22 protein-coding genes and 1 pseudogene are annotated in these 21972 nt (G+C 69.0%); 10 read left to right on the top strand and 13 right to left on the bottom strand.

All coding sequences use genetic code 11. The features are described 5' to 3' along the window. Nucleotides 1-142: 142 nt before the first annotated feature. Together AB0F17_RS56300 and AB0F17_RS56295 are read right to left on the bottom strand one after the other, a co-directional pair. Complete coding sequence (locus tag AB0F17_RS56300; protein WP_358042406.1) at nucleotides 143-652, bottom strand: hypothetical protein; 510 nt, start codon at nucleotides 650-652, stop codon at nucleotides 143-145. 45 nt (nucleotides 653-697) lie between these two features. Beyond that, nucleotides 698-1204 carry a GNAT family protein gene (locus AB0F17_RS56295; protein ID WP_358042403.1) on the bottom strand — a complete coding sequence of 169 codons (507 nt, stop codon included), beginning with the start codon at nucleotides 1202-1204 and terminating at the stop codon, nucleotides 698-700. Nucleotides 1205-1397: 193 nt separating this feature from the next. On the opposite strand from AB0F17_RS56295, the pseudogene AB0F17_RS56290 reads away from it, so the two are divergent. After that, nucleotides 1398-1550 (top strand): annotated as a pseudogene (locus AB0F17_RS56290) (IS21 family transposase); the annotation flags it as partial. Nucleotides 1551-1571: 21 nt separating this feature from the next. Here AB0F17_RS56290 and AB0F17_RS56285 read toward each other — a convergent pair. From AB0F17_RS56285 to AB0F17_RS56270, 4 genes are all read right to left on the bottom strand, one after another. Continuing rightward, nucleotides 1572-2207 carry a response regulator transcription factor gene (locus AB0F17_RS56285; protein WP_358042400.1) on the bottom strand — a complete coding sequence of 212 codons (636 nt, stop codon included), beginning with the start codon at nucleotides 2205-2207 and terminating at the stop codon, nucleotides 1572-1574. 67 nt (nucleotides 2208-2274) lie between these two features. After that, the gene (locus AB0F17_RS56280) at nucleotides 2275-3282 is read right to left on the bottom strand and encodes an ATP-binding protein (protein WP_358042397.1); all 1008 of its coding nucleotides are present in this window, start codon (nucleotides 3280-3282) and stop codon (nucleotides 2275-2277) included. 92 nt (nucleotides 3283-3374) lie between these two features. Further along, nucleotides 3375-4022, bottom strand: a complete 648-nt coding sequence (locus AB0F17_RS56275; RefSeq protein ID WP_358042394.1) for an L-threonylcarbamoyladenylate synthase — start codon at nucleotides 4020-4022, stop codon at nucleotides 3375-3377. A gap of 247 nt (nucleotides 4023-4269) precedes the next feature. Beyond that, complete coding sequence (locus AB0F17_RS56270) at nucleotides 4270-5178, bottom strand: GNAT family N-acetyltransferase (protein ID WP_358042391.1); 909 nt, start codon at nucleotides 5176-5178, stop codon at nucleotides 4270-4272. Nucleotides 5179-5302: 124 nt separating this feature from the next. Here AB0F17_RS56270 and AB0F17_RS56265 point away from each other — a divergent pair, with 124 nt between their 5' ends. Then, on the top strand, nucleotides 5303-7060 hold the full coding sequence (locus tag AB0F17_RS56265) for a protein kinase (protein WP_358042388.1): 1758 nt from the start codon (nucleotides 5303-5305) through the stop codon (nucleotides 7058-7060). Between the two features lie 103 nt (nucleotides 7061-7163). Beyond that, nucleotides 7164-8192 (top strand): hypothetical protein, encoded by a 1029-nt coding sequence (locus AB0F17_RS56260; protein WP_358042385.1) that lies wholly within the window; start codon nucleotides 7164-7166, stop codon nucleotides 8190-8192. Between the two features lie 26 nt (nucleotides 8193-8218). On the opposite strand, the gene AB0F17_RS56255 is transcribed toward AB0F17_RS56260, so the two are convergent. Together AB0F17_RS56255 and AB0F17_RS56250 are read right to left on the bottom strand one after the other, a co-directional pair. After that, on the bottom strand, nucleotides 8219-9082 hold the full coding sequence (locus tag AB0F17_RS56255) for a PfkB family carbohydrate kinase (protein WP_358042382.1): 864 nt from the start codon (nucleotides 9080-9082) through the stop codon (nucleotides 8219-8221). A gap of 19 nt (nucleotides 9083-9101) precedes the next feature. Continuing rightward, entirely contained in the window at nucleotides 9102-10127 is a 1026-nt protein-coding gene (locus tag AB0F17_RS56250) for a LacI family DNA-binding transcriptional regulator (RefSeq protein WP_358042379.1), read from the bottom strand. 354 nt (nucleotides 10128-10481) lie between these two features. On the opposite strand from AB0F17_RS56250, the gene AB0F17_RS56245 reads away from it, so the two are divergent. Further along, nucleotides 10482-11765: an ATP-binding cassette domain-containing protein gene (locus AB0F17_RS56245; protein WP_358042376.1), complete on the top strand. Its 1284-nt coding sequence runs from the start codon at nucleotides 10482-10484 to the stop codon at nucleotides 11763-11765. A gap of 146 nt (nucleotides 11766-11911) precedes the next feature. On the opposite strand, the gene AB0F17_RS56240 is transcribed toward AB0F17_RS56245, so the two are convergent. Next, nucleotides 11912-12529, bottom strand: a complete 618-nt coding sequence (locus tag AB0F17_RS56240) for a TetR/AcrR family transcriptional regulator (protein ID WP_358042373.1) — start codon at nucleotides 12527-12529, stop codon at nucleotides 11912-11914. An 86-nt stretch (nucleotides 12530-12615) separates the two neighbouring features. On the opposite strand from AB0F17_RS56240, the gene AB0F17_RS56235 reads away from it, so the two are divergent. The 3 genes from AB0F17_RS56235 (at nucleotide 12616) to AB0F17_RS56225 (ending at nucleotide 14332) form a co-directional block, all read left to right on the top strand. Continuing rightward, nucleotides 12616-13191, top strand: a complete 576-nt coding sequence (locus AB0F17_RS56235) for a DUF2867 domain-containing protein (RefSeq protein WP_358042370.1) — start codon at nucleotides 12616-12618, stop codon at nucleotides 13189-13191. Beyond that, the gene (locus AB0F17_RS56230) at nucleotides 13188-13466 is read left to right on the top strand and encodes an antibiotic biosynthesis monooxygenase (protein WP_358042367.1); all 279 of its coding nucleotides are present in this window, start codon (nucleotides 13188-13190) and stop codon (nucleotides 13464-13466) included. The genes AB0F17_RS56235 and AB0F17_RS56230 overlap by 4 nt, the downstream gene beginning before the upstream one ends. 242 nt (nucleotides 13467-13708) lie before the next feature. Beyond that, complete coding sequence (locus AB0F17_RS56225) at nucleotides 13709-14332, top strand: NAD(P)H-dependent oxidoreductase (RefSeq protein ID WP_358042364.1); 624 nt, start codon at nucleotides 13709-13711, stop codon at nucleotides 14330-14332. A 143-nt stretch (nucleotides 14333-14475) separates the two neighbouring features. Here the strand turns inward: AB0F17_RS56225 and AB0F17_RS56220 are convergent, their stop codons facing one another. Then, nucleotides 14476-15309, bottom strand: coding sequence for a pentapeptide repeat-containing protein (locus AB0F17_RS56220; RefSeq protein WP_358042361.1), 834 nt, complete (start codon nucleotides 15307-15309; stop codon nucleotides 14476-14478). A gap of 206 nt (nucleotides 15310-15515) precedes the next feature. Then, complete coding sequence (locus tag AB0F17_RS56215) at nucleotides 15516-16343, bottom strand: class I SAM-dependent methyltransferase (protein ID WP_358042358.1); 828 nt, start codon at nucleotides 16341-16343, stop codon at nucleotides 15516-15518. A gap of 72 nt (nucleotides 16344-16415) precedes the next feature. On the opposite strand from AB0F17_RS56215, the gene AB0F17_RS56210 reads away from it, so the two are divergent. Then, the gene (locus AB0F17_RS56210) at nucleotides 16416-17018 is read left to right on the top strand and encodes a TetR/AcrR family transcriptional regulator (RefSeq protein WP_358042355.1); all 603 of its coding nucleotides are present in this window, start codon (nucleotides 16416-16418) and stop codon (nucleotides 17016-17018) included. Between the two features lie 113 nt (nucleotides 17019-17131). Here the strand turns inward: AB0F17_RS56210 and AB0F17_RS56205 are convergent, their stop codons facing one another. Next, a complete protein-coding gene (locus AB0F17_RS56205) occupies nucleotides 17132-18046 on the bottom strand; it encodes an NmrA family NAD(P)-binding protein (RefSeq protein WP_358042352.1) in 915 nt (304 codons plus the stop codon). An 824-nt stretch (nucleotides 18047-18870) separates the two neighbouring features. Continuing rightward, entirely contained in the window at nucleotides 18871-19629 is a 759-nt protein-coding gene (locus tag AB0F17_RS56200) for an IclR family transcriptional regulator (protein WP_358042349.1), read from the bottom strand. Between the two features lie 75 nt (nucleotides 19630-19704). Here AB0F17_RS56200 and AB0F17_RS56195 point away from each other — a divergent pair, with 75 nt between their 5' ends. After that, nucleotides 19705-20499: a cyclase family protein gene (locus AB0F17_RS56195; RefSeq protein ID WP_219535217.1), complete on the top strand. Its 795-nt coding sequence runs from the start codon at nucleotides 19705-19707 to the stop codon at nucleotides 20497-20499. Nucleotides 20500-20567: 68 nt separating this feature from the next. Then, on the top strand, nucleotides 20568-21968 hold the full coding sequence (locus AB0F17_RS56190; protein WP_358042346.1) for an MmgE/PrpD family protein: 1401 nt from the start codon (nucleotides 20568-20570) through the stop codon (nucleotides 21966-21968). The last annotated feature ends 4 nt before the right edge of the window (nucleotides 21969-21972 follow it).

Here is a 21972-nt window from a genome sequence, read left to right as displayed (position 1 = left end):
GTCCCAAGCCGCCTTCACCGTGCCGTCCGCGCTGGCCACCTCCCGCGCTCCCCACCGGCGCCCCCATGCTTCCTGGTCCCGCGATTCCAGCCGCCTGCCCGTTCGCACGTCCCATCACAGGCCGGCCGCCTCGACCGCAGTCTCATCGCGAGAGAAGATCATCCCCTGGGTCCGGGGCAGCTCCGTCACCGGCGATTCCCAGCCACCGGAACGACCGTCCAGACGCCACAGCCCCCGCGGCGTACCGGCCCGTCCAGGAGACGCCGAGCGTTCCGCCTAGGCCACCCCGAAGACAGGGGCCTTCGGCGGTGTGATCGGTGACCGCCCCGCTGGTCGCACCGATCGTCACGAGCACCGTACGCTGAGGCGGCGGCTGCTTGTCATCCTCGGGCAGGCCGCTCTGCCGCACCTCGGTGCCGACCATGCTCAGGCGCTTCCCATCGGGTGCGAAGGCGATCGCGGGAAAGCTCCTCAGGGCCTCGTCCCCCACGAACCCCGGCACGTGATGTACGGCCACACACCCGCTGCGATCGAGCCGGCGGTCGAGCCGCTCACATGGCCGTAACTCCCGGCTGGACCACCAGGCGACGGCCGCCACGATGGCGATCGCGCCGCTCCACCGCGAGAGCCGACCATTCCCCCAATAGATCACAAATCGAGGCTATTGTCGTACCCCGCCGCCGTCGCGGAATGGGGATCAACTCGTTTGCTCGATCGTGATGGCCCAGCGTTCGTGGTCTCTCCACGCTCCGTCGATGAACTGGAAATTGGCCGAATAGCCCTCCCGCTGAAAGCCGAGGCGCTTGACCAGGTTCAACGAGGGCGTATTCGCCGGTTGGATGTTCGCCTCCAGGCGATGCAACCCCAACTCGCCGAAGGCGAACTGGATAACCAGATTCAGGCCCTCGGTCATATAGCCGCGTCCCGTCGTGGAAGCGTAGGCGGCATAGCCCAGGGTTCCACTCTGGTTCGTTCCCCGGACGATGTTGTTGACGTTGACCCGGCCGACGATCGCACCGGTGTCGCGCAGGCAGATGACGAAGCCTTCGTTGATCGGCTGCTCGAAGCGCGTCAGGTAGCTCTCGAAGATCTCGTAGGAGGTGATGGCCTGGCCAGGCATCCAAGGTCGGTGCATCTCGGCACTCTCCCGAACCAGGGCCGAGATTTCCTCGTAGTCCTGGAGCCCGATGTGGCGAAGGGCCACGCGTGCTCCCTGGGCAAGGTAGGCAGCCGAAGACATCCGTGAGATGTTACGCGGCTTCTCCCGGCACCGGGATACGCAGTCTGGAAAAGCTCGCGAATGAGGTCGACGGTCTTATCGAAGACCGAAACCGCCAAGCGGTGGTTCTGTCGGTGACAAGTGACAGCGCTCGCCGGTCTCCTGCGGGTTGGCTGCGTGGTGCGCGTGGCTTGCCTGGTCCCGTTTCTGGGTGGTCTTCCCGGTCATAGACAAGACGCTGCCGACCGTGGCGGCGTGTCTGGACGCCACGTTCCGGGCGTTCGGCGGCCTGCCGACCTACTGCCTGACCGACAACGAAAAGACGGTCACCAGCAGCAACACTGGCATGCCTTCAGGTGGTCCCCGAGTTCCACGCCCAGGCCGCGATCCCGACCCGATTCGCCGCTCCCACCTTGCGCTGGACATTGGCCACATGCGTCTTCACCGTGCCGGCGCTGATGAACAACTCGGCGGCGATCTCACCATTGGTACGCCCGTGCGCGACCAATCGCGCGATCTCCACTTCCCGCTCCGTGAGCGGCTCCCCGAGCGGCTCCGGCCTGGATTCGCGGAGGTGGCGCAGCAGCCGCACGGTGACCTGCGGGCTGATGAGGGTGTCCCCGGCCATGGCGGCGCGAATGGCCTCGATGAGCAGCGTCGGCCCCGACCGTTTCAGCAGGAACCCGCAAGCGCCGTTGCGTAGTGCGGTGTGCACATAGTCATCGAGGTCGAACGTGGTCACCACGATCACCCGCGTCTCCTGCGCGAGCACCCTGGTGACCTCAAGCCCGTCGAGCTTGGGCATCCGGATGTCGGCGAGTACGACATCCGGCTTGAGATGCCGGGCGAGCTCCACGGCCGCCCGGCCGTCGGCCGCCTCGCCCACGACCGTCATATCGGGCTGCGAGTCGAGAATGAGCCGGAACCCGATCCGTACATCATCCTGATCGTCCGCGATGAGAACCCGAGTCGCCCCCGCCGGTCGCATGTCCTTCCCCCCTTCCAGCCGCGCGTACGTCACCCCACCATCCCACCTCCGGCCCGCGGCTTCGGACTCAGACGGGAACGACCGCCATGACGCGCCAGCCGCTGCCATGGGGACCCGCGGAAAGGGAGCCGCCGACCGTCTCGAGCACCTCGGCGAGGCCCGCCAGGCCGAAGCCGCCGTTGCGACCGTGCTCGGCGAAGCGACTCCCGCGTTCGCCGGCCTCCGGCCGGCCACCGCTGCCATCATCGTCCACCCTGATGTGGACCATGTCCTGGTCTCTCGTCACCGCGATGTCGACAGTGGTCGCCCGCGGCGCGTGCCTGCGTACGTTGGTCAGCGCCTCCGTCACCACCCGGTAGGCGGTCGCCGACGCCTCGCGCGAGATCTGCTCCACCTCGACGAAGAGATTCACCCGGACGGTCGGCGAGAACCCGTCGGCGAGGTCCCGCAGCCCGTCGATGCCGGGTGCGGGACCTCTGGCGGGTTCGTTGAGCATGTGGACCGTACGATCGAGCGAGGCCAGGGCCCGCTGGCCGCCCTCCTCGATACGCCGCAGGGCGTCCTCGATCTGCGGCGGCAGCCCTGGCGCGAGCCGGGCCGCCTGTGCCTGTACGAGCATGCCGCTGACATCGTGCGCTACGAAATCGTGCAGGTCACGAGCCAGAGCGAGCTGCTGATCCCGTACGGCCCGCACCACCGCCCGGCGCCGGTTCCCGTCGAGCGAACGCAGATAGAGCCCAGCCGCGGCGGCCCCCACCGCCCCGAGCGACCAGCCCGCACAGCCGGCCAGAACCAACGAGAGCGGCCCGGGCCAGACCATGCGCAGCAGGATGATCGAAACCGCGAGACCAGGTACGAGAGCGGCGACAGGCGCGCGGCGGGCCGCGAACATGGTCAGGGCGAGCAGCGCCGGAACCTCGATCAGCAGCCAGAACGTGGCGCCGCCAAGGGTGCCCGTCAGCGGATAGTAGGCGGTGATCGCCAGGGAGACCGTTCCCCCGCCCACGGCCGCGTAGGCGGGCGGAACGCGCGGCGTGGCCGCCACCACCCGCGCCCACAAACCGGTGAGGTTCACGAGTCCGACCTTAGAGCGCCTCGGCCGGCGGCCCCGCCCTCAGACGTCGAACTCGGCCTGGAGATCACGGTCGGCGAGACCACTGCCATCGCCTATTCGAACAGGGACGTGTCTCCCGTGCCCCGGCGGAGAATCTCGGGTTCATCCTGCGAGAAGTCGATGACGGTCGTCGGGGTGGCGCCGCATTCGCCGGAGTCGATGACCGCGTCCACCACGTGGTCGAGCCGCTCCTTGATCTCCCAGCCCTGCGTCGAAGGTTCGGTCTCGTCGGGCAGCAGCAGGGTGCTGGACACCAGCGGTTCGCCGAGCTCGGCCAGCAGCGCCTGGGTGACGACGTGATCAGGGATGCGAACGCCGACCGTCTTCTTCCGGGGATGCAGCAGCCGCCGCGGCACCTCCTTGGTCGCGGGCAGAATGAACGTGTAACCGCCGGGAGTCGCCGCCTTGACCTGGCGGAACAGCGCATTGCTCAGGTGAACGAACTGACCGAATTGGGCGAAGTCACGGCATATCAGGGTGAAGTGGTGGTCGCTGCCAAGGCCGCGGATCTCCCTGATCCGGTCGAGGCCCTCCTTGTTGCCCGGTCGGCATCCAAGGGCATAGCACGAGTCGGTGGGGTAGGCGATGAGCCCGTCCGCCCGCAGGATCTCGGCGATCTGGCTGATCAGGCGAGGCTGGGGATTGTCCGGGTGAAGATCGAAGTATCTGGCCACGTCTCGGATCCTAGGGTCCAGCACCATGGCATGACAGGCGGCCCCAGGGCGACACGGTCTCGCCGTCCGGCGGCGTCTCCCTGAGCCCGCACCAAGACTCCTGATTTAGATGGTTGACGTCGGCGAAGAGGGCCAGTCCCCCCGTCCAGGCGTGGATCGGTCGCGGTGTGCAGGTACTGGATGATCGCAACGTCATCACGCGGGTTGGTGATGACGACGGGCGGCTCGGCTCCGGGCGGCGGAGAGGCGTTGACTGATTCGCCAGCACCCGTAGCTAAAGCATTTTGCCGCGAACCTGCTCTTCGACCCGGTAGTCAAGAGTGGCATACAGTTGAACGGCCTCCTCGTTGGCGGGGAAAACGTTCAACGCCAGCAGGTGATTGCCGTGCCGAGCCGCCACCTGCTCCCCCACTCGCATGAGCGCATGACCGTACCCATGGCCGCGACAGGTTTCCTCGACCCATACCGAGAAAACAAAAGCGCGGCCCGCCCAGCGATCAAGTTGAATCCAGATGGACGCGATGACCTCGCCCGCGGATTCGATCACGTGGAAGGAGTGACCGGGCGTGTCCATACCCTTGGGCAGCTCCCGGTCGAGGGCGAGGCGGCCCTCGTCCCGCGCCTCCTGGGGCGATAGACCTTCGGCCTCCAAGCTCTTGCCGTAGTCGGTTGCCTCGCGCTCCAGCCATACCCGGAACTCATCCGCTCGCGGTTTCCGGTCAAGCGGGCCGTCGGTGGGAGCAGGGCAGGCGCCGATGGTTTTGGTCATGGTCTGCATCTGCACGGAATAATCGCGGAACAATGCCAGGTGCGCTGGGTCCGAGCCGTTGACACCGGCGTTCACTACCTTGACGCCACGATCGGCACACCAACTCTCCGCGTGCTTCAACGCGGCCGTTCCGTATCCTTGCTCACGATCGGTGGCGGCGATCCAGATGTCATGCACGAATCCTTCGTCGGCTGCCGCCTCCACCGCGACGAAACCCACTGGGCACCCGTTCGCCATGATGGCGAAAAGGGCGGAGTCAGCTGCTTCACGCCATCTGACGGTGGAGGTTTCGACGGCCTCGGCGATATCGCCGGCGCCATATCCCCAAGCCTCATATCTGGCATGGAGCCGTTTTTCCCAGCCCAGGCGCCACGGATTGACGAGATCCGGCGCGGCCGGATGAATCTCCACCATCGTCGCTTGCTCCAACCGGGCGCGGAGAGGTTGATCATCGAAACACGGTGGAAGCGCTGGTGTCAACACAGGCGGCCCCGCCGACACCGCATGACGCGTACGAGGACACGCTACGCTCTCGCGCGTGTCCGAAATATCGGTTCCCGGCTATGAGATCCGGGGCGTGCTGGGGCAGGGTGGCTTCGGGATCGTCTACCTCGCGCTCCAGTCCGCCGTCGGTCGGGAGGTGGCGCTCAAGGTGGACAACCGGGTGCTGCTCTCCGACCGCGACAGGCGCCGCTTCATGCGCGAGGTCACCGCGGCCGGCGCGCTGTCGGGGCATCCCCATGTCGTCCCCGTCTACGATGCCGGGCTGCTTCCGGACGGCCGGCCGTACATGGTGCTCGAACTCTGTCCCGGCGGGTCGCTCTCCGGTCAGCGCCTGCGGCCGGACGCGGTGCGGGACGCCGGGATGCGGATCGCCGACGCGCTGGCCGCGGCGCACGCCCAAGGCGTGCTTCATCGCGACGTCAAGCCCGCCAATCTGCTGCTCAACCGCTACGGGCATGTGGCGCTGTCCGACTTCGGGCTGGCCACGATGCCCGACTCGGGGCCCGACGCGTCGGTGACGCGGGAGTCGCTGACGCCCGCCTACGCCCCTCCGGAGGCGTTCGAGCTCGCCGAGCCGAGCGCTGCCGGTGACGTCTATTCACTCGCGGCCACGCTGTACGCGCTGCTGTCCGGGCGTCCGCCACGCTTTCCGGAGAGCGGGGTGCCGAACCTGGCGATGGTGCTGGCGATGCATCGCCTCCCGGTTCCCGACATTCCCGGTGTGCCGCCGGCGCTGACGGCGGTTCTGCGTCAGGCACTCGTCAGCGACCCGCACCAGCGGACGCCGAGCGCCGCCGCCTTTCGCGACGCGCTGACCGCCCTGCGACTCGACTCCGACCCGATGCGATCAGGCTCAGACCCGATGCGGTCAGGCTCAGACCCGATGCGGTCAGGCTCAGACCCGATGCGGTCAGGCTCAAGCCCGGTGTGGTCGGGCTCGGATCCGAGGTCGCAGGGCGCTGATCCGCTACGGGCCGGATCGCCGAACAGCGTCCCGTTGGGCGCGCCAGGTGCCATTAGGCCGGCCGATCCGTACCAGATGGAGTACGCCGCATCGCAGCCGGTCGGCCCGCCTGGGCCTGGTCATGCCGGCAACTTCAACAGCCGGTCCGTCAGCCGCCCCGCGGGGCGTAGACGGCGGAGTGGCGGCGGCCGGGATGTCCGGCGGGACGACACCGTTGAGCCCGTCGCTCCCCGGGGCGTCTCCAGGGTGTTCCTTGTGATCGTGTCGGCCTGTGCGCTGGTCCTGGCGACGGGCGCGGGGGTGGTCATCTATGAGCACTTCACCCGCGGGCCAGAAACGGGGCAAGCCCCGCAAGCGACCGGAACGACCGCGCGGAAGACCCCGGCGGCCACCCGGACCCTCGGCGTGGAGACCTACACCAAAGGATGCCCCGCATCCGCTGTCCCCGGGGCGAACGCGTCGTGCGTCAGGGAGTCCGAGTGCTGGGCCGGCATGGTCATCTCCGCGGGCGACACGACGGCGAGGCGGCTTGGTTGTGAGGAGACCCATTCCTGGGAGACGTTCGCGATCGCCCCGCTTCCGGCGGACTCCGTCACCTTTGACCAGCGTGATCTGGCGAGACACCCCATGGTGAAGAAGGTCTGCTCCACGGCCGTCCTGCTGGCCACGCGGTACGGCGCGGCCAAGAACATCGCCGACGGCAAGTGGCTCGCGGATGTGAAGCCGCCTTCGTCGGCGCAGTTCGATCAGGGGATACGGGTCTACCGGTGTGTCGGTGCCCTGGCGGGTGCGGAGAGGTCCGGTTCCGTCTTCCGGCCCTCCTCCTAAGGGAAGAGGCAGGATGGCCCCGCGACTGGTAGTCGTCACCTTGGCGGTGCTGACATTGGCCGGATGTACGGCCGGCGCACCAACAAGACCCGAGACTCCCTCGGTGAAGGCGAGCGGCACCCCGGTCGCCACCCACCCTCAGGGTCGCTGGCGGGTGGTCTACCGGCAGAAGGGGCTGGACTACGGGGCCGACTTCCTGGACATCACGGCCACGAGCGAGAGCGACGCGTGGGCGGTCGGCGAGCGGACCTTCGGCACCGACGGCCACGAGGCGTTGCTGGTCCGCTGGGACGGCAAGCGCTGGCGACGGCTGGTGAAGGAGCTGCCGAAACCGGCCCGGCACGTCACGCTCACCAAAGTGGACGCATCGGACCCCGGCAATGTATGGGTCATCGCCGAGGACCAGGAGGGAGGCGAGTCCGGACTGCTGCACTTCGACGGCCGGCGCTGGTCGTTCGTCCCCGATCCGGTGGACACCTCCGACGAGGCCGCGAGTCCGTCCGAGGTGATCGCGCTGCGTGGTGGGCAGGTGTGGACGTTCGGTGACGGGTGGGCACGGCACTTCGACGGGCAACGCTGGACCAGCCAGGCGATCCCCATCGTCACGCACGCCGCCTTCGCGCGCTCGCCCCAGGACATCTGGGCGGTCGGGGAGGCGGACCCGGTGCCGGACGACACTTCCGCGCAGTCGGAGCCCGCCGTGGCGCACTTCGACGGCCGCTCCTGGCAGCGGATGCCTCTACCCGCGCCGTCGTTGCCCGGCTCGTTCGAGTCGCGGCTCGATGCCGTGCTGGCCGTGGCCGCCGACGACGTGTGGGCCGTGGGCGGCTACGAGACGGCGGACGGTACGTTCCGTCCGCTGTCGTACCGGTGGAACGGCACGGCCTGGCGGGCGGTCGCCCTTGACGGCGGGCGGTTGACCGGGATCGCCCGCGACAGTGGTGGCGTGGTGTGGGTGGCCTGCCATCGGTTCAGCTCCGATCCCGGGAAGGACAGCTACCGGCTACTGGCGGAGGCGGGCGGGCGTTGGTCACGGGTCACCCCCGCCGCCCCGGTGACCGCGATGACCTCGCTCCCCAGCGGGAAGCCCCTGTGGGCGATCGGCCAGAACGCCATCTCGGAGTATCGCTAGGACGTGTACCAGCCTGAACCGCGAGCCTACGCGCGGCTCAGCAGGGTCGGCTCGGTGATCGGGGACTCGTGGGTGCCGAGGACGGTGCAGGCGTGGGCTCCGGCGGTGGCGCCGAGCCGTACGCACCGCTCCAGCGGCAGCCCGCGGAGCCGGCCGTACAGGAAGCCGGAGACGAACGCGTCGCCCGCGCCGTTGCTGTCGGCGACCGGGCCGGGCAGCGGCGCGGCCGGGAAGGCGCGCAGCGGTGTGTCGCGGGTGAGGACCAGGCAGCCCTCGGCGCCGCGAGTGCAGACGACCGTGTGGGCACGGCCGCGTTCGATGATGCCGGCCATGGTCGCGGCCGGGTCGGCGAGCGCGGTGGCCGAGAGGAAGACGAGGTCGGAGCGGTAGGCGAAGTCCTGGTGGTAGTCGTCGACGCCGTTCCAGTCGTGGAGGTCCGTGGAGAGCGGCATGTCGAGGTCCGGGTACACGTGGCGGCAGAAGTCGGTGATCGACACGTGCGCGTGCCGCGCTTCGACGCCCGTGTAGAGGTGGCGCGGGAGCCGCTCGCCGGGCGTGGTCCTGGGGTCGAACAGCGAGGTGCGGCGGCCGTCCGGACCGACCAGCAGGACGCTGCGCCGGGTGCCCGCCGCCGCCTGCGCCCAGGCGAAGTCGAGGCCGCGCAGCGCGTGGCGGATCAGCGCGCCCTGCGGGTCATCGCCGATCAGGTCGGCGAACGCGACGTCGAGCCCGAGCGCCGCGCAACCGAGCGCGACACCGGCGCCGGTGTTGCCGATCCGGTCGATCACGGGCGGGACGGCGTAGGTGTCCTCGTACGGCAGGGGCAGCGTGGGCACGTACACGGTGGTGTCGACCCCGGCACCGCCGAGGACCAGGACGTCGCGGATCACCGGATCGTCTGGCGGCGGGTCATCGGTTCACCAGCGGGCCGGAGCCGGTGGAGCCGCGGACGACCAGTTCGGGCTGGAAGATGAGCTCGACGTGCTTGGCGGGAGCGCCGTTGACCTCTTCGAGCAGGGTCTGCACCGCGGCCGTGGCCATCGCGCCGATCGGCTTGCGCACGGTCGTCAGCGGCGGATCCGTGAACGCGATCAGCGGCGAGTCGTCGAAGCCGACCACCGACACCTCCCCCGGCACGGCCAGCCCCTTCTCGCGGCAGGCGCGGATCGCCCCCAGCGCCATCAGGTCGCTCGCGCACACGATGCCGGTGCAGCCGCGGGACAGGAGCTGCATGGCCGCCGCCTGCCCACCCTCGACGGAGAACAACGAGTGCGCGATCAGCTCGTCGACGGCGCTCGTCCCCAGGAGCTGGGCCATAGCCTGCCGGTAACCCTCGATCTTCCTGATCACGGGCACGAACCTGCGCGGCCCCAGCGCCAACCCGATCCGCTCGTGTCCGAGGTCCACGAGATGCTGTACGGCCAGCCGCGCGGCGAGCCGGTCGTCGGGCGAGATGAACGGCGCGTCGATGTGCTCGCTGTAGCCGTCGACCAGCACGATCGGCAGCCCTCGATCGGTGAGCCTGGTGTAACGGTCCATCCGGGCGGTGGTGTCGGCGTGCAGCCCCGACACGAACACGATGCCGCTCACCCCACGGTCCACCAGCAGTTCGGTGAACTCGTCCTCGGGCGCGCCGCCCGGCATCTGCGTGCAGAGCACGGGTGTGTAGCCGTGCTGGGTCAGCGCCTTCTCGATGGACTGGGCGAACGCCGGGAAGATCGGGTTGTCGAGCTCGGGCGTCACCAGGCCGACGAGCCCGTTGCTGCGCTGCCGCAGCCGGGGCGGCCGTTCGTAGCCCATGAGGTCGAGCGCGGTCATCACGGCCTGGCGGGTGGCGGCGGAGACGCCGGGCTTGCCGTTGAGCACCCGGCTGACCGTGGCCTCGCTCACACCGGCCTGGGCGGCGATGTCGGCGAGGCGCGCGTGACCGGTCATGGCCGCCACTTTACTTTCCGCCGAGGAGCCGCCGGACGTGGCGCGCGCGGGACGTCACCGCCGGCGAAGCCGCGCCTGTACACGTGATAGGCCACGGCCTCGCGCCACCCCCTGATCATGCTCCGTAACCCTAGACGGTCCCGACAATGAAAGCCCTTGCCGCAAGTTTACGCAAGCCCTTCCATGGCCTCGTTTTTCCGGAAATTTGCGCCATCGGATGTCCTAAACCCCTAACCGAAACTCGATTGGGCGGAGATCTTTTATCACAAGGGTGGACATGTAGCGTTAAGGCGCGATGTACTACCCCTTCAATCAGCCCCGTCACAGGTGACACGTGCGCAAGGTGTTGGGCCCATGAGCTCGGTCGTTCTCGACAAAGTGACCAAGGTGTACCCCGGTGACTACCTGGCGGTAGACCGACTGAGCCTGAAGGCCGAAAATGGCGAGTTCCTCGTTCTGCTCGGACCCTCGGGTTGCGGCAAATCCACGCTACTCCGGATGATCGCCGGTCTCGAGGAGATCACCGAAGGGGACCTCTGGCTCGACGGGCAACTGGCCAACCACCTGGCCCCGCGTGATCGCGACGTCGCCATGGTGTTCCAGAACGGCGCCCTCTACCCGCACAGGACAGTACGCGGCAACATCGCCTTTCCCCTGGAGATCGCCAAGTCGGACCCGGCGCAGGTGCGCGAGCGCGTCACCGAGCTGTCCAAGGCGCTGCACATCGACGACACGCTGGACCGCCGCCCTGGCACCTTGTCCGGCGGCCAGCGCCAGCGCGTCGCCATGGGGCGGGCGATCGTCCGCCAGCCCAAGTTGTTCCTCATGGACGAGCCCCTGTCGAACCTCGACGCCGGCATGCGCACCGAGCTGCGCATGGAGATCTCCGCCCTGGTCAGATCGCTGAACGTCACCACCATCTACGTCACGCACGACCAGGTCGAGGCGCTCACGCTGGCCGACCGGATCGCCATCCTCAACCGCGGCGTGCTGCAGGACGTGGGCACCCCGGCGCAGATCTACAACGATCCCGCGACGGCTTTCGTGGCGGCGTTCCTCAACTCGCAGCAGCTGAACCTCCTGACCGCGACGGTGCGCACGCCGCAGAACCAGTACGTCCTGCTCGACTTCGGCCCGCACCGGCTGACGATCCCGTGGAGCGATCCCCGGGCGTACGCCATCTCGCAGCACACGGGCGGCCAGGTGCTGGTCGGCATGCGCCCCGACGGCCTGGCACCTGTGCCCGAGTCGTACGAGGGACCGTCGTTCTTCGGCCGCGTGCGGGCACTGGAGTACCACGGTCACGAGTGGCTCGCCTACATCGAGTGCGGCATGCCCGCTGTACCGGTGCCCGAGCCGCCGGACCGGCGCGCGAAGGTCAACGGTGACAAGAACGGGTCCGGCGGGCTCGGCGGGCTGGTGCGCCGGCTGTTCTCCCAGCGCGAAGAGGAGCGGGAGCAGCAGGAACAGGTAGGACAGAACGTCGGCAGCGGCACCCACCGGCGCTCCGACATCATCGTCCGCCTGGGCGGACGCCCGGTCTGGCGCGCCGGCGAACCGGCCAAGGTGGCCGTCGACCAAGCCCGTCTGATGATCTTCACCCCCGATGGCGCCCGAATCGACCCACCCCGCCGCTGACCGCCTCTGGCACCCTCCCCTGTACGGGGGAAAGCAATGGCTCACGATGGGGAGGCCACCGGTCACCGCCGTCGGCACGCGACACCCAAGCCCGGTTTACCGAACTCGGTGACTCCGACCGCAGATCTCACTGATCCCGAGCACCGCTATGCGGGGCGGTTCCCTCCCCCGTGCGGGAGATCGCCTGCGGCCGGCAGGATCCCGGCCACCAGAGCGCGGAGCGCGGCCAGCGCCTGCTCGGCATCGACCCGCTCGGGCGCCAGCAGCCACTGCTGGTGGATGCCGATGCCGGCGCCGATGATCGCGACGGCCAGCGCCTCGGCCGACACCCCCGGCGGAAGCGGCAACCGTTCCAGCCAGCGCCTGCAGTGCTCGCGCAGAGAGTTGTGGATCTCGACGTAGCGGCCGCGGATGGGTGAATCCGGCTCCAGCGCCTCGACCAGGAGCGTGACGAAGAGCTTGGTGGTCGGGAGCGCGAACATCGCGCCGGCGCCCAGGTTCAGCTGCTCGAATCTCGCCTCGCCTTCCTCTGGCACCTCGGCGAGAGTGTCGCGGACCATCGCCACCGAACGTTCGAGCACGGCGAGCAGCAGGCCCTCCTTGCTGCCGAAGTGCCACGGGATGGAGCCCCTGCTGATCCCGGAGCGTTGGGCCACGTCAATGAAGGTCGTCTGCCGGTAGCCCTTCTCGGCGAACAGCTCCGCCGCCGCGGTGAGGATCAGCTCGCGGCTCTCGTTGCTGGTCTGCTCTCGTCGTGTTGTCACGCCACCTCCTCTATGCTATCAATCATATTCTATGTTGGCTGACATAGGAGGAGATTCCTGATGGCCGAATGGGAGGCCACCCGCTCATGAGACTCCCGGACACCGCCCACACTTCACAGCCCTGGCGGATCCACACCCTGACACTCGACTTCCGGCTCGAGGACGTATGGGAGCTGCCCACACCCGGCGGCCCCGGCGACCTGGAACGGCTGGTGCGGCAGATGGTCACCGGCGAGGGCCGTTTCTCCGGCACCACCCGGGCCCTGTTCGCGCTGCGCTGGAGGATCGGCAAGCTGCTCGGCTGGGACCGGCCGGACACCGGCGTCGGCGTGCGCGTGGAGACGTTGCGCAATCGGCTGCCCGCCGACCTGCGTGACGGTCCACCCGCGCCGGACCCCGTCGCCGTGCCCTTCACCTCGGTCTATCTGACCGGCACCGAGTGGGCGGCGGAGCTGGCCAACAAGACCGTGCACACCGTCATGCACATCGGCTGGGTGCCGGATTCCTTCGGCGGCTACCACGGGCAGATGGCCGTGCTCGTCAAGCCGAACGGGCTGTTCGGCAGGGCCTACATGGCCGCGATCAGGCCCTTCCGCCACCTGATCGTGGACCCGGCATTGATTCGGCTGATCGGACGCAACTGGCAGAGGAGAGCAGTATGAAGGTCGGAATGATCGCAAGCCACTATCCGCACGCCTCCCACCGGGAGGAGTTCATCGCACGCGTGCATCAGGTCGCCGAGGTGTTCCGGGGCACACCAGGATGCCTGTCGGCCGAATGCTGGCTGTCCGACGACGCGGTGATCTCGATCGTGCGGTGGGAGTCGGACGAGGCGTTCGCCGCTTCGCTGGCCGCGGTGCAGGAGGCGGAGCTCGATCTGGCCTATGACGAGCGCGAGGTACGGCCTCGCGAGATCGTTCGGGTTGTGGCCACCTGATCCTCGGTTGACGGCGTGCCCCCTGGGGGAGTCGTCGGCTCAGTCGGCCGTCGGTCTCCGTCACAGCGGAGCCCCGACGCCCGCAACGCAACGACACACACCGTGCCGCCCGCCAGATCGCCGCACCAACCGCGTCATCGGCGTCTGCCGGCCCGGCCATGTGCACGCGCGGCGCTTGACCAAACGGACCACGGTCCGTATTGTTCTCGCCATAAGCGGACCGCAGTCCGGAAGGGACAGTCATGAAGCCGATCCTGCACATTTCCGCCTCCCCCAGAGGAGCGGAGTCGATCTCGCTGGCCATCGCCTCGACCTTCGTCGAGGAGTACCTCGCCACGCATCCCGGGGCGCAGGTCGACCACTTCGATCTGTGGGATGGGAGTCTGCCGGAGTTCGGGCCCGCCGCGGCGAAGGCCAAGATGACCGTGTTCGGAGGGGGTGTGCCCGAAGGAGAGGAGGCGGTGGCCTGGGAGGCGGCCGTACGGACGTTCGAGTGGTTCGATGCCTATGACCGGTATCTGTTCAGCGTGCCGATGTGGAACATGGGCGTGCCGTACAAGCTCAAGCAGCTCATCGACGTGGTCAGCCAGCCGGGCATGGTGTTCAGGGTGGATCCGGAGACCGGCTACCAGCATCTGCTGAGCGGGAAGCGGGCCGCGGTCGTCTATACCAGCGCGGTCTGGGGGCCGGGGGTCGGGGCCGAGTTCGGGAGTGACTTCCAGTCGACGTTCTTCGGCGGGTGGTTGCGCTGGGCCGGGGTCGATGACGTTCAGGAGATCCGCCACCATCCGACGTTGACCGGGTCTTATGAGGATGAGCGGAAGCAGGCCGACGAGCGAGCCCGAGAGGTCGCCAGGCGCTTCTAGCGAGTTCCGCCGACTGCCTGACGGACATGACCTGATGGCCACGATTCGATCTTCGTCAATGGTGCGGGCTGAGGTCGCGGGGAGGGGACTCGGGCGGACATGGCTCGGGTTCAGACCGGCGGGTCTCTTCCGAGCGGGTGTCTTCAAGGACGCGTGCTCTCGGTGGAAGCAGGGTGGACCGGAAGCCCCTTGGTGGCGCCATCGGTCATGGCGGTTTCCAGGTCGACGATGTTGGCGAGGTTGGCACCGGTCAGGTCCGCGCCGCGTAGGTCGGCTTCGGTGAGCCGAGCCCCGGTCAGGTCGGTCCCCTTCAGGCTGGCCTTGGAGAACGTCGTACGGGTCAAGTCGCATCCGGCGAGTAGCGCGTGGTCGAGATTGGCGCCGGCGAAGCAGAATCGGCTCAGGTCGAAGCCGGCCAGGTCCGCACCGCGCAGGTCCACCTGCTCCAGTTCGATGCTGCTTCCGGGCTCCACCATGGTGCGACGGGCCAAGACCGCGATCGCCCCGGCCACATCATCACGAAGCTCGCCATGGCGAAGGGCCAGCTCAGCGCCGGCCTGCGCGGGTCCGGACGGCGGCCATGGCGCCTGCTGCCGGATGAAGGAGGCCAGGAGCGCCGCGATGTGTCCGCGGTAGTGGGGCGCGGTCTCAGCGATCTGCTCCATCGCGTACACCCCGCCATGCCGGACGGAGGTCTTTTCGCTCGCCAAGTGCTCGATGGCCTTGGTGAACAAGTCGATGAACTGTCCCTCTCTGCTGGTGCTGACCTGTCGCATCGTCACCACCGCGCCCAGCGCGATGCCCCCGAGCGCCAGCAGGCCGCCAAGTCCCTGGAGCAGGGTCGAGCGCACGTCGTTCTCCGCCTGGAGTCGATCGGCCGCCGCGAGAGCCGCCGCGGCGTGCTCCCCGAGGGCATGCTGGACAAGCCAGGTCGGCAGGAACACAAGACATCCGAGGAACACCGCGATGATCGCCACGACTGTCACGGTGACAAGCACAGGTACACGACGCATAACCGACCATCGCTGAGCGGCCCGCGGATGTTGCTCCTCACGCATAGACGCATGGCGGCCAGCGGTGGCCAACGAGGCCGCCCACGCGGCTGGCCGCACTCCACCGACGTCCGGCGGAGCGTCGAACGGCCCCGTTGATTCCTAGGTCGGCAGCGACTTGGCGGATGGACTCAGGAGGTGCCGACGCGCACGGCGGTCGTGGCCAGCGTGGTGTAGTTCATCGTGAAGCGTCCACCCAAGGAGTCGATGGCGCTCCCGACCGCGTCCAGTATCTCGGCCAGCTGATCGGGACGGAGTTGGGTGAGGCCGCCGGTGGTGGGTAGCAGGTCCAGCCATTGGTCGCGCGTGTAGGACTGCTCCCAGTCGAATCGCCACTGTTCGGGATCGTCGAACTGTTCGGTCTCGCGGATCTTGTCAGCGACCTTCGCGTATACCGCCTGGTAGAGGTCAAGCGGACGTCGGGCCGGTTGGCCGTTGAACGGGGAGTCGGGCGCCGCCCGCCGGTAGGCGGCGGCGAATGGTTCGGCCACCTCGGCAGGCGGCTCGTACACGTGCCCAAAGATCGCCAGCCGTCCTCCTGGACGCAGCACACGTGCCGCCTTCCCGGCGCCCGCGACCGGATCCACCCAGTGCCACGACTGGGCGGCGATGACCGCGTCGAACGTCCGGCCGGCCGGCTGCCAGGCTTCGAAGGCCGCCACCTCGACCTGGAGGCCCCGGGCTCTCGCGAAGTCGGCCATCCGCGCATCGGGCTCGACGCCGAGCACGGCGCAGCCGGCGGCCTGGAACTGACGGGCTGCGATACCGGTACCGCAGCCGACATCGAGCACGTCAGGCCCGGGGCTCCCGGCGACGATCCGCGTCACCAACGCGTCGGGGTAGCCGGGCCGGGCTTGGTCGTAGCGTTGCGCGTCCACGCCGAACGACTCGGCCATCCGCCGGGCCTTGTGCGGCTCCGCTGGGGACGGTTCTGGTTGCTCTCGCGATAAAGTGGGCATGCGCCCACCTTAGTGGGCGGATGCCCACTTGACAACGGATGCCAGCGGGTTGATGCATGAGAGGATCTGTGAGTGCCGACTGGGATGCACCTTCGCGACGCGCGGCAGCAGTTGTTCGACGCCGCCGAACGCGTGCTTCTGCGGGACGGGCCGAACGGGCTGACCAGCCGGGCCGTCACCGACGAGGCGGGCTGCGCCAAAGGCGTCCTGCACCGGCACTTCGCCGACTTCGACGCCTTCCTCACCGACCTCGTGCTCGACCGGGCCGCGCAGCTCGAGACACAGGCGAGTGCGCTGCGCGAGTCCGCCGGCACCGGCACAGTGGCCGACAATCTCACCAGCGCACTGACCACCCTGTTCGGACCGATTGCGGTGGCGATCATCCCGCTCATCACCTTCCGCGACGAGCTGCGCGCACGGCTGCGGCAAGCCATGCCAGGAGGCGGCATCGCGATCCTCGCCCAGGCCACGACCGCGATCTCCGCTTATCTCTCGGACGAGCGCGAACTGGGCCGCATCGCGGCCGACGTCGACATCGACTCGCTCACCCTTTCCCTGGTCGGTGGCGGGCATCTCCTGTTCGCAGACCGCGACCTCGGCCCGCCGGCCACGGCAGTCGTCAACAAGCTCGTAACAGCGGCCACCGCCGACGCCGTGCAACAACGACCGGCCTAGTGACCTCTGAGTGTCAGCAAACGATCGTCTCGACAAAACCAAAACCGTGCCCCGGCAGCCGAAGAAGACCGCCGTCACGAAGCCCTGACTGCCACTTTGCGCTGGTGTCTGAGCTAAGGCTCCGGGGCCAGGTAGAAGTCCCTGCGAGCGGCCACGAACGCCTCGATCGTTTGGGCAGGTACGCCCGTCACGTGTTCGACGTCGTCGGAGGCGCGGTCGTAGCGGTTCTCGCGATGCAGCCGGGCCATGGTGGCGATGTGCTGTTCGGTGTGCGGCGGTAGGCCCGCCTTCGCGAGCACCTCGACCTGCCACCGGTCCAGCGGCACGTCCACATACGACACCGGACGCCCCAACGCGTGTGAGAACTCCTCGGCCATCTCCGTCATATTGACCGTACGTGGCCCGGTCAGCTCGTAGACGTGCCCAACGTGCGGAGCCGGGTCGCGGAGCACGGTGGCGACCACCCGGGCGACATCGTACGCGGCGATCGGCGACGTGCGCCCGCTGCCGAACGGCAGCGCGATCGTGCCGTTCTCCCGGATCGATCGCGCCGCCAGCGTGGTGAACAGCGGATTGTCCAGGAACGACGTCGGCCGGATGTGTACCACCGGCAGGCCCGACCAGTTCAGTACCTGCTCCGTCAGCCAGTGCAGCCGCTGCTGGTGCGACTCCGCGGTGCTGGTGGCGGTCATCTGCGACACCGTCATCTGTGACATGTCGACCAGGCAGGCCAGCTCCCCCTGCTCCCGCGCCACGGTGGCCACCACCGTCGCCGCCAGCAGCTGGTCCGGCGACACGGGCATCGCGAAGTACATCCGCCCGACACCCTCCAGGGCGGCCGCGACGGTCTCGGGCCGGGTCAGATCGCCGATGACCACCTCCGCACCGAGCGCACGCAACTCAGCCGCACGATCATCGTCGTGGCGGACCATCGCGCGCACCGGCACGTCCCACGCGCGCAGTTGGTCGAGGACTGAGCGACCCACGTCACCGACCCCGGCGATGAGAACAAGGTTACTGGCGGCCATCGGTCGATCTCCTTCTGCGTAGCTGAGTACCTGAGCGGAGGTGTGATCACGTGTGCATGTGGTGTGTGAAGGAAGTGCGGGACGTGCGGCCGAGTGGCGGCCGGCTCCGTAGGCCACGAGACCGGACGCGCAGGCCGCGAACCAGCACGGTGTGCCCGGCATGCTCCTTCAGCAGGTGTACCCGCGCCCGAGCATCACGACCTGGGCGAACACATCCTGTTCGGGTCATCGGAGCGGCAAGCGCGTGCCTCATCCCGAACGCCCGCGGACCGAGACCAGACCTCGCGGTGGGCGATGGTCACTGGCTGTGGCCTGCTGGAAACGCGCTACTTTGCGGCGTGATCTGCTTCCCGCGTCTGGCCCGCGTTCGTGTCGACCGTGTCTTCCGTCGTGGCAGATCGGTGCGGATCGTGGCGAGCACTGGAAGCTCGCAGGGGCCTTGCCCGGCCATGCGGGTCGGGTTCACGGCAGGTGCATAGCCGGTAGGGCTTTTGGCTGACGAGCACGATAGCGGGCTATTTGATCACGGTAGCCCTACGTTGACCGCGACAGCCCGACTCCTCAAGAACGTGAGTTCCGCACCTGCCCATTCGTTTATGGCGGCCATGGTCAACAAGGTTTCTCGCAGGCGAAGCCTGCCTGGGGAGGGCGTCCGAGCGAAGCGAGGCCCTGCAGGGGTCGGGGCTTTGGCCCGACTGGAAGCAACGCCTGAGCCCCGCAAGCGCGAAGCGCCCGGAAGCGAAGCCCGTTGTGCGCCGAAGGTGCCCTCAGAAGGACGTCCGGAGCGAAGCGGAGGCCCTTTTGTGGGCGGGGGCTGAGGATGGTCAGTGGTGGCCGAGGTGGGCCGACAGGCGGTCGGTGGTCTGCAGGAGGGCGGCGGCGCAGGCGTCGGCTTCGGCCATGAAGCGTTCGGCCGGGCCGCAGACGCTGATGACCGCCGCCGGCCGGCCATGATGGTCGAGGATGGGGGCCGCCACGGAGGCCGCGCCGCTCTGCCGTTCGGCGATCGACATCGCGTAGCCCCGGCGGCGGATGAGCGTCAGGTCGGTGCGCAGGCGGTCGGGGTCGGTGACCGTGGCGGGCGTCAGGCTCTCCAGGGAGCGGTCGAGATAGCGGGCGATATCCGCTTCTGAGAGGAACGCCAGGAATGCCTTGGATGACCCGCCCGCGTGCAGCGGATACGGCACGCCGAGCGAGACCGACATGATCACCTCCCGCTCTGGCGTCGCCTGGTCGATGTAGACGCGGGTGTCGCCGGTCCGGATCGACAGGGTGGCGGTCTCGCCGGTGAGCCTCGACAAGGCGGGCAGTTCGGGCGCGGCCAGCCGGCGGACGTCGATGCGGTCGAGGTAGGCCAGGCCGAGCCGCATCGCCGTCAGCCCCAGCGAGTAGCGCCTGCTGTCCTCGTCGAGTACGACCAACCCCCGGCTCCTGAACGACGCCAGCACCCGATGCACCGCCGCCTTCGACATGCCCAGGCTCTCGGCGATCTCGGTGACGCCGAGCGTGTCCGTGCCCGCCTCGGCGAACCGGACGAGGATGTCGGCGGCCCGTTCGACGGTGGCGGCGGTCTGGCTGGGCATGGTGCGCCTTTCGCGGCGAATCGTGTGTACTGTCGGAAACAGCATTCCTACTATTGGAACACAAGGAGCCATCGTATGTCGCTGTGGAAGGCTCTGGAGGGCTCGCGCGTGCTGGACTTGGCGCAGCCGATGCGCAAAGGCATGCCGCAGTCCCCCAACCACCCGCCATTCCGGATGGCGCTGGAACGCCGGCACGGCGACCTGGTCAGGCCCGACGGCGGCTCGGCCGCCAACGAGATCATCGTCACGGGCGGCCACGTCGGCACGCACGTCGACGCGCTTGCGCACGTCTCCCAGGAGGGTCTCCTGTACGGCGGGCGGCCCGCGGCCGAGGTGATGTCGCACGCGGGGTTCAGTGACATGGGCATCGACGGGTTCGAGCCGTTCGTGGGCCGGTGCGTGCTGCTCGACGTGGCCGCCGTGCACGGGGTGGCCACGCTGCCCGCCGGGTACGAGGTCACCCCGGACGACCTGGAGCGGGCCGCCGGGGAGCTGGAGATCCGCGCGGGCGACGCCGTGCTGGTCGGGACCGGGTGGTCGCGGCTGTGGGAGTCGGGGGATGACTTCGCCGGTCAGCGGAACGGCGTTCCGGGTCCGGGCGCCGATGCCGCCCGCTGGCTGGCCGCGCGCCGGCCGCGTGTGGTGGGGGGTGAGACCATCGCGTTCGAGCACATCGCGGCGGGCCGCGGCCATGCCACGCTCCCCGTGCACCGGATCATGCTGGTGGAGTCGGGCATCAACATCGTGGAGACGATGCGGCTGGCCGAACTGCTCGACTCGGGAGTACGCGAGTTCCTGCTGGTACTGAACCCGCTGCCGATCGTCGGAGCCACGGGCGCCCCGGTCCGCCCGCTCGCCGTCATCGCCTGATCGGGTAGCGGATCTCGGGAGCGGACTTGACCACGCATGTTCACAGGTAGCGGATCTTGGGAGCGGACTTGACCACTCACGTTCAGCGGCTCGCGGAGTTCGCCGTGGATTGCCGGGATCGGGGCGTGCCCGCCGAGGTGCGCGACGACGTGACGGGCCGGGTGCTCGACGTGCTCGGCAACTGCCTGGCCGCCTACGCGGAGCCGGAGGGTGACGCGGCCCCCGCCGTGCTGCGGGCCGTACGGCGCTGGCAAGGGGCCGGGGAGGCGACCGCGATCGGGAGCGGCGACCGGCTGCCCGCACCGTCGGCGGCGCTGGTCAACGGCACGCTGGCGCACGCGCTCGACTACGACGACACGCATCTGCCGTCCGTACTGCATCCGAGTGCCCCCGTGGTGCCCGCCGCACTGGCCGCGGCGGAGGCCACGGGCGCGTCCGGCGAGCGGCTGATCGCGGCCGTGGCGGCGGGCGTCGAGGTGTGCAACCGGCTCGGCATGGCCTCCTACCTGCCGGAGGCGGGCAACTCGCTGTTCTTCGAGAAGGGGCAGCACGCCACGTCGATCTGCGGCACGCTCGGCGCGGCGGTCGCGGCCGGGCTGCTGTACGACTTGAGCGCCGACGGCATCGCGCACGCCGTCGGGGTGGCGGCCAGTATGGGGGCCGGCCTGCTGGAGGCCAACCGTACGGGCGGCACGATCAAGCGGGTGCACTGCGGCTGGGCCGCCCACTCGGGCGTCACGGCGGCCGTGCTCGCGCTGGAGGGGCTGACGGGTCCGCCCACGGTGCTGGAGGGCCGGTTCGGCTTCTTCCAGGCGTGGCTCGACGGCCGGTTCGACGCCGAGGCGCTGCTGTCGGGCCTGGGCGAACGGTGGGAGCTCCTGCGTACGGTCTACAAGCCGTATCCCACGAACCACTTCACCCATCCGGCCATCGACTGCGCCCTCGCCCTGCGTGCCGGCGGCCTGTCCCCCGCCGACATCGAGGACGTCGAACTGGGGGTCGCGGCTCCGGTGCTGCGTACCATCGCGGAGCCCCGGGCCGACAAGATCAAGCCGAGCTCGCCGTACCACGCGAAGTTCTCGGGGCCGTACACGGTCGCGGCGGCGCTGCACGGCGGCGGCGGGCTGGGGCTGTCGCTGGACGACTTCGCCGCCCTCGATCCCGAACGGCTGGCGCTGGCCGAGCGGGTGCGCTGCGTGGCGGACGAGCGGGCGACGGAGATCTTCCCGCGCGCGTTCGCGGCCGTGCTGCGGGTACGGCTCCGCGACGGCTCACTGCTGGAGCACCGGGTCGACTCCTCCCGCGGCGGCCCGGAACATCCGCTGACCCCGGAGGAGCTCGCGGTGAAGTTCCGCACGAACGCGGGGCGGGCACTGGACCCCGACCGCGTGGCGGCCCTCGTCACGGCCGGCCGCGGCCTGCCCGAGGCCGCTTCCGTGGCCGCCCTCCTGCGGCTGACGGTCGCCTGACCCA

The organism is Nonomuraea sp. NPDC026600, assembly GCF_040638335.1.
Classification (GTDB): Bacteria; Actinomycetota; Actinomycetes; order Streptosporangiales; family Streptosporangiaceae; genus Nonomuraea.
Note: the sequence above shows the minus strand (reverse complement) of the source record. Positions and strands in the feature narration are given on the sequence as shown.

Coding starts and splice junctions, on each gene's coding strand:
- AB0F17_RS56285 (WP_358042400.1), bottom strand. CDS start 2,207: ATGCGACCGGCGGGGGCGACTCGGGTTCTCATCGCGGACGATCAGGAT.
- AB0F17_RS56195 (WP_219535217.1), top strand. CDS start 19,705: ATGTCGCTGTGGAAGGCTCTGGAGGGCTCGCGCGTGCTGGACTTGGCG.
- AB0F17_RS56270 (WP_358042391.1), bottom strand. CDS start 5,178: ATGGTGGAGATTCATCCGGCCGCGCCGGATCTCGTCAATCCGTGGCGC.
- AB0F17_RS56200 (WP_358042349.1), bottom strand. CDS start 19,629: ATGCCCAGCCAGACCGCCGCCACCGTCGAACGGGCCGCCGACATCCTC.
- AB0F17_RS56215 (WP_358042358.1), bottom strand. CDS start 16,343: ATGCCCACTTTATCGCGAGAGCAACCAGAACCGTCCCCAGCGGAGCCG.
- AB0F17_RS56235 (WP_358042370.1), top strand. CDS start 12,616: ATGAGACTCCCGGACACCGCCCACACTTCACAGCCCTGGCGGATCCAC.
- AB0F17_RS56225 (WP_358042364.1), top strand. CDS start 13,709: ATGAAGCCGATCCTGCACATTTCCGCCTCCCCCAGAGGAGCGGAGTCG.
- AB0F17_RS56205 (WP_358042352.1), bottom strand. CDS start 18,046: ATGGCCGCCAGTAACCTTGTTCTCATCGCCGGGGTCGGTGACGTGGGT.
- AB0F17_RS56230 (WP_358042367.1), top strand. CDS start 13,188: ATGAAGGTCGGAATGATCGCAAGCCACTATCCGCACGCCTCCCACCGG.
- AB0F17_RS56250 (WP_358042379.1), bottom strand. CDS start 10,127: ATGACCGGTCACGCGCGCCTCGCCGACATCGCCGCCCAGGCCGGTGTG.
- AB0F17_RS56245 (WP_358042376.1), top strand. CDS start 10,482: ATGAGCTCGGTCGTTCTCGACAAAGTGACCAAGGTGTACCCCGGTGAC.
- AB0F17_RS56275 (WP_358042394.1), bottom strand. CDS start 4,022: ATGGTGCTGGACCCTAGGATCCGAGACGTGGCCAGATACTTCGATCTT.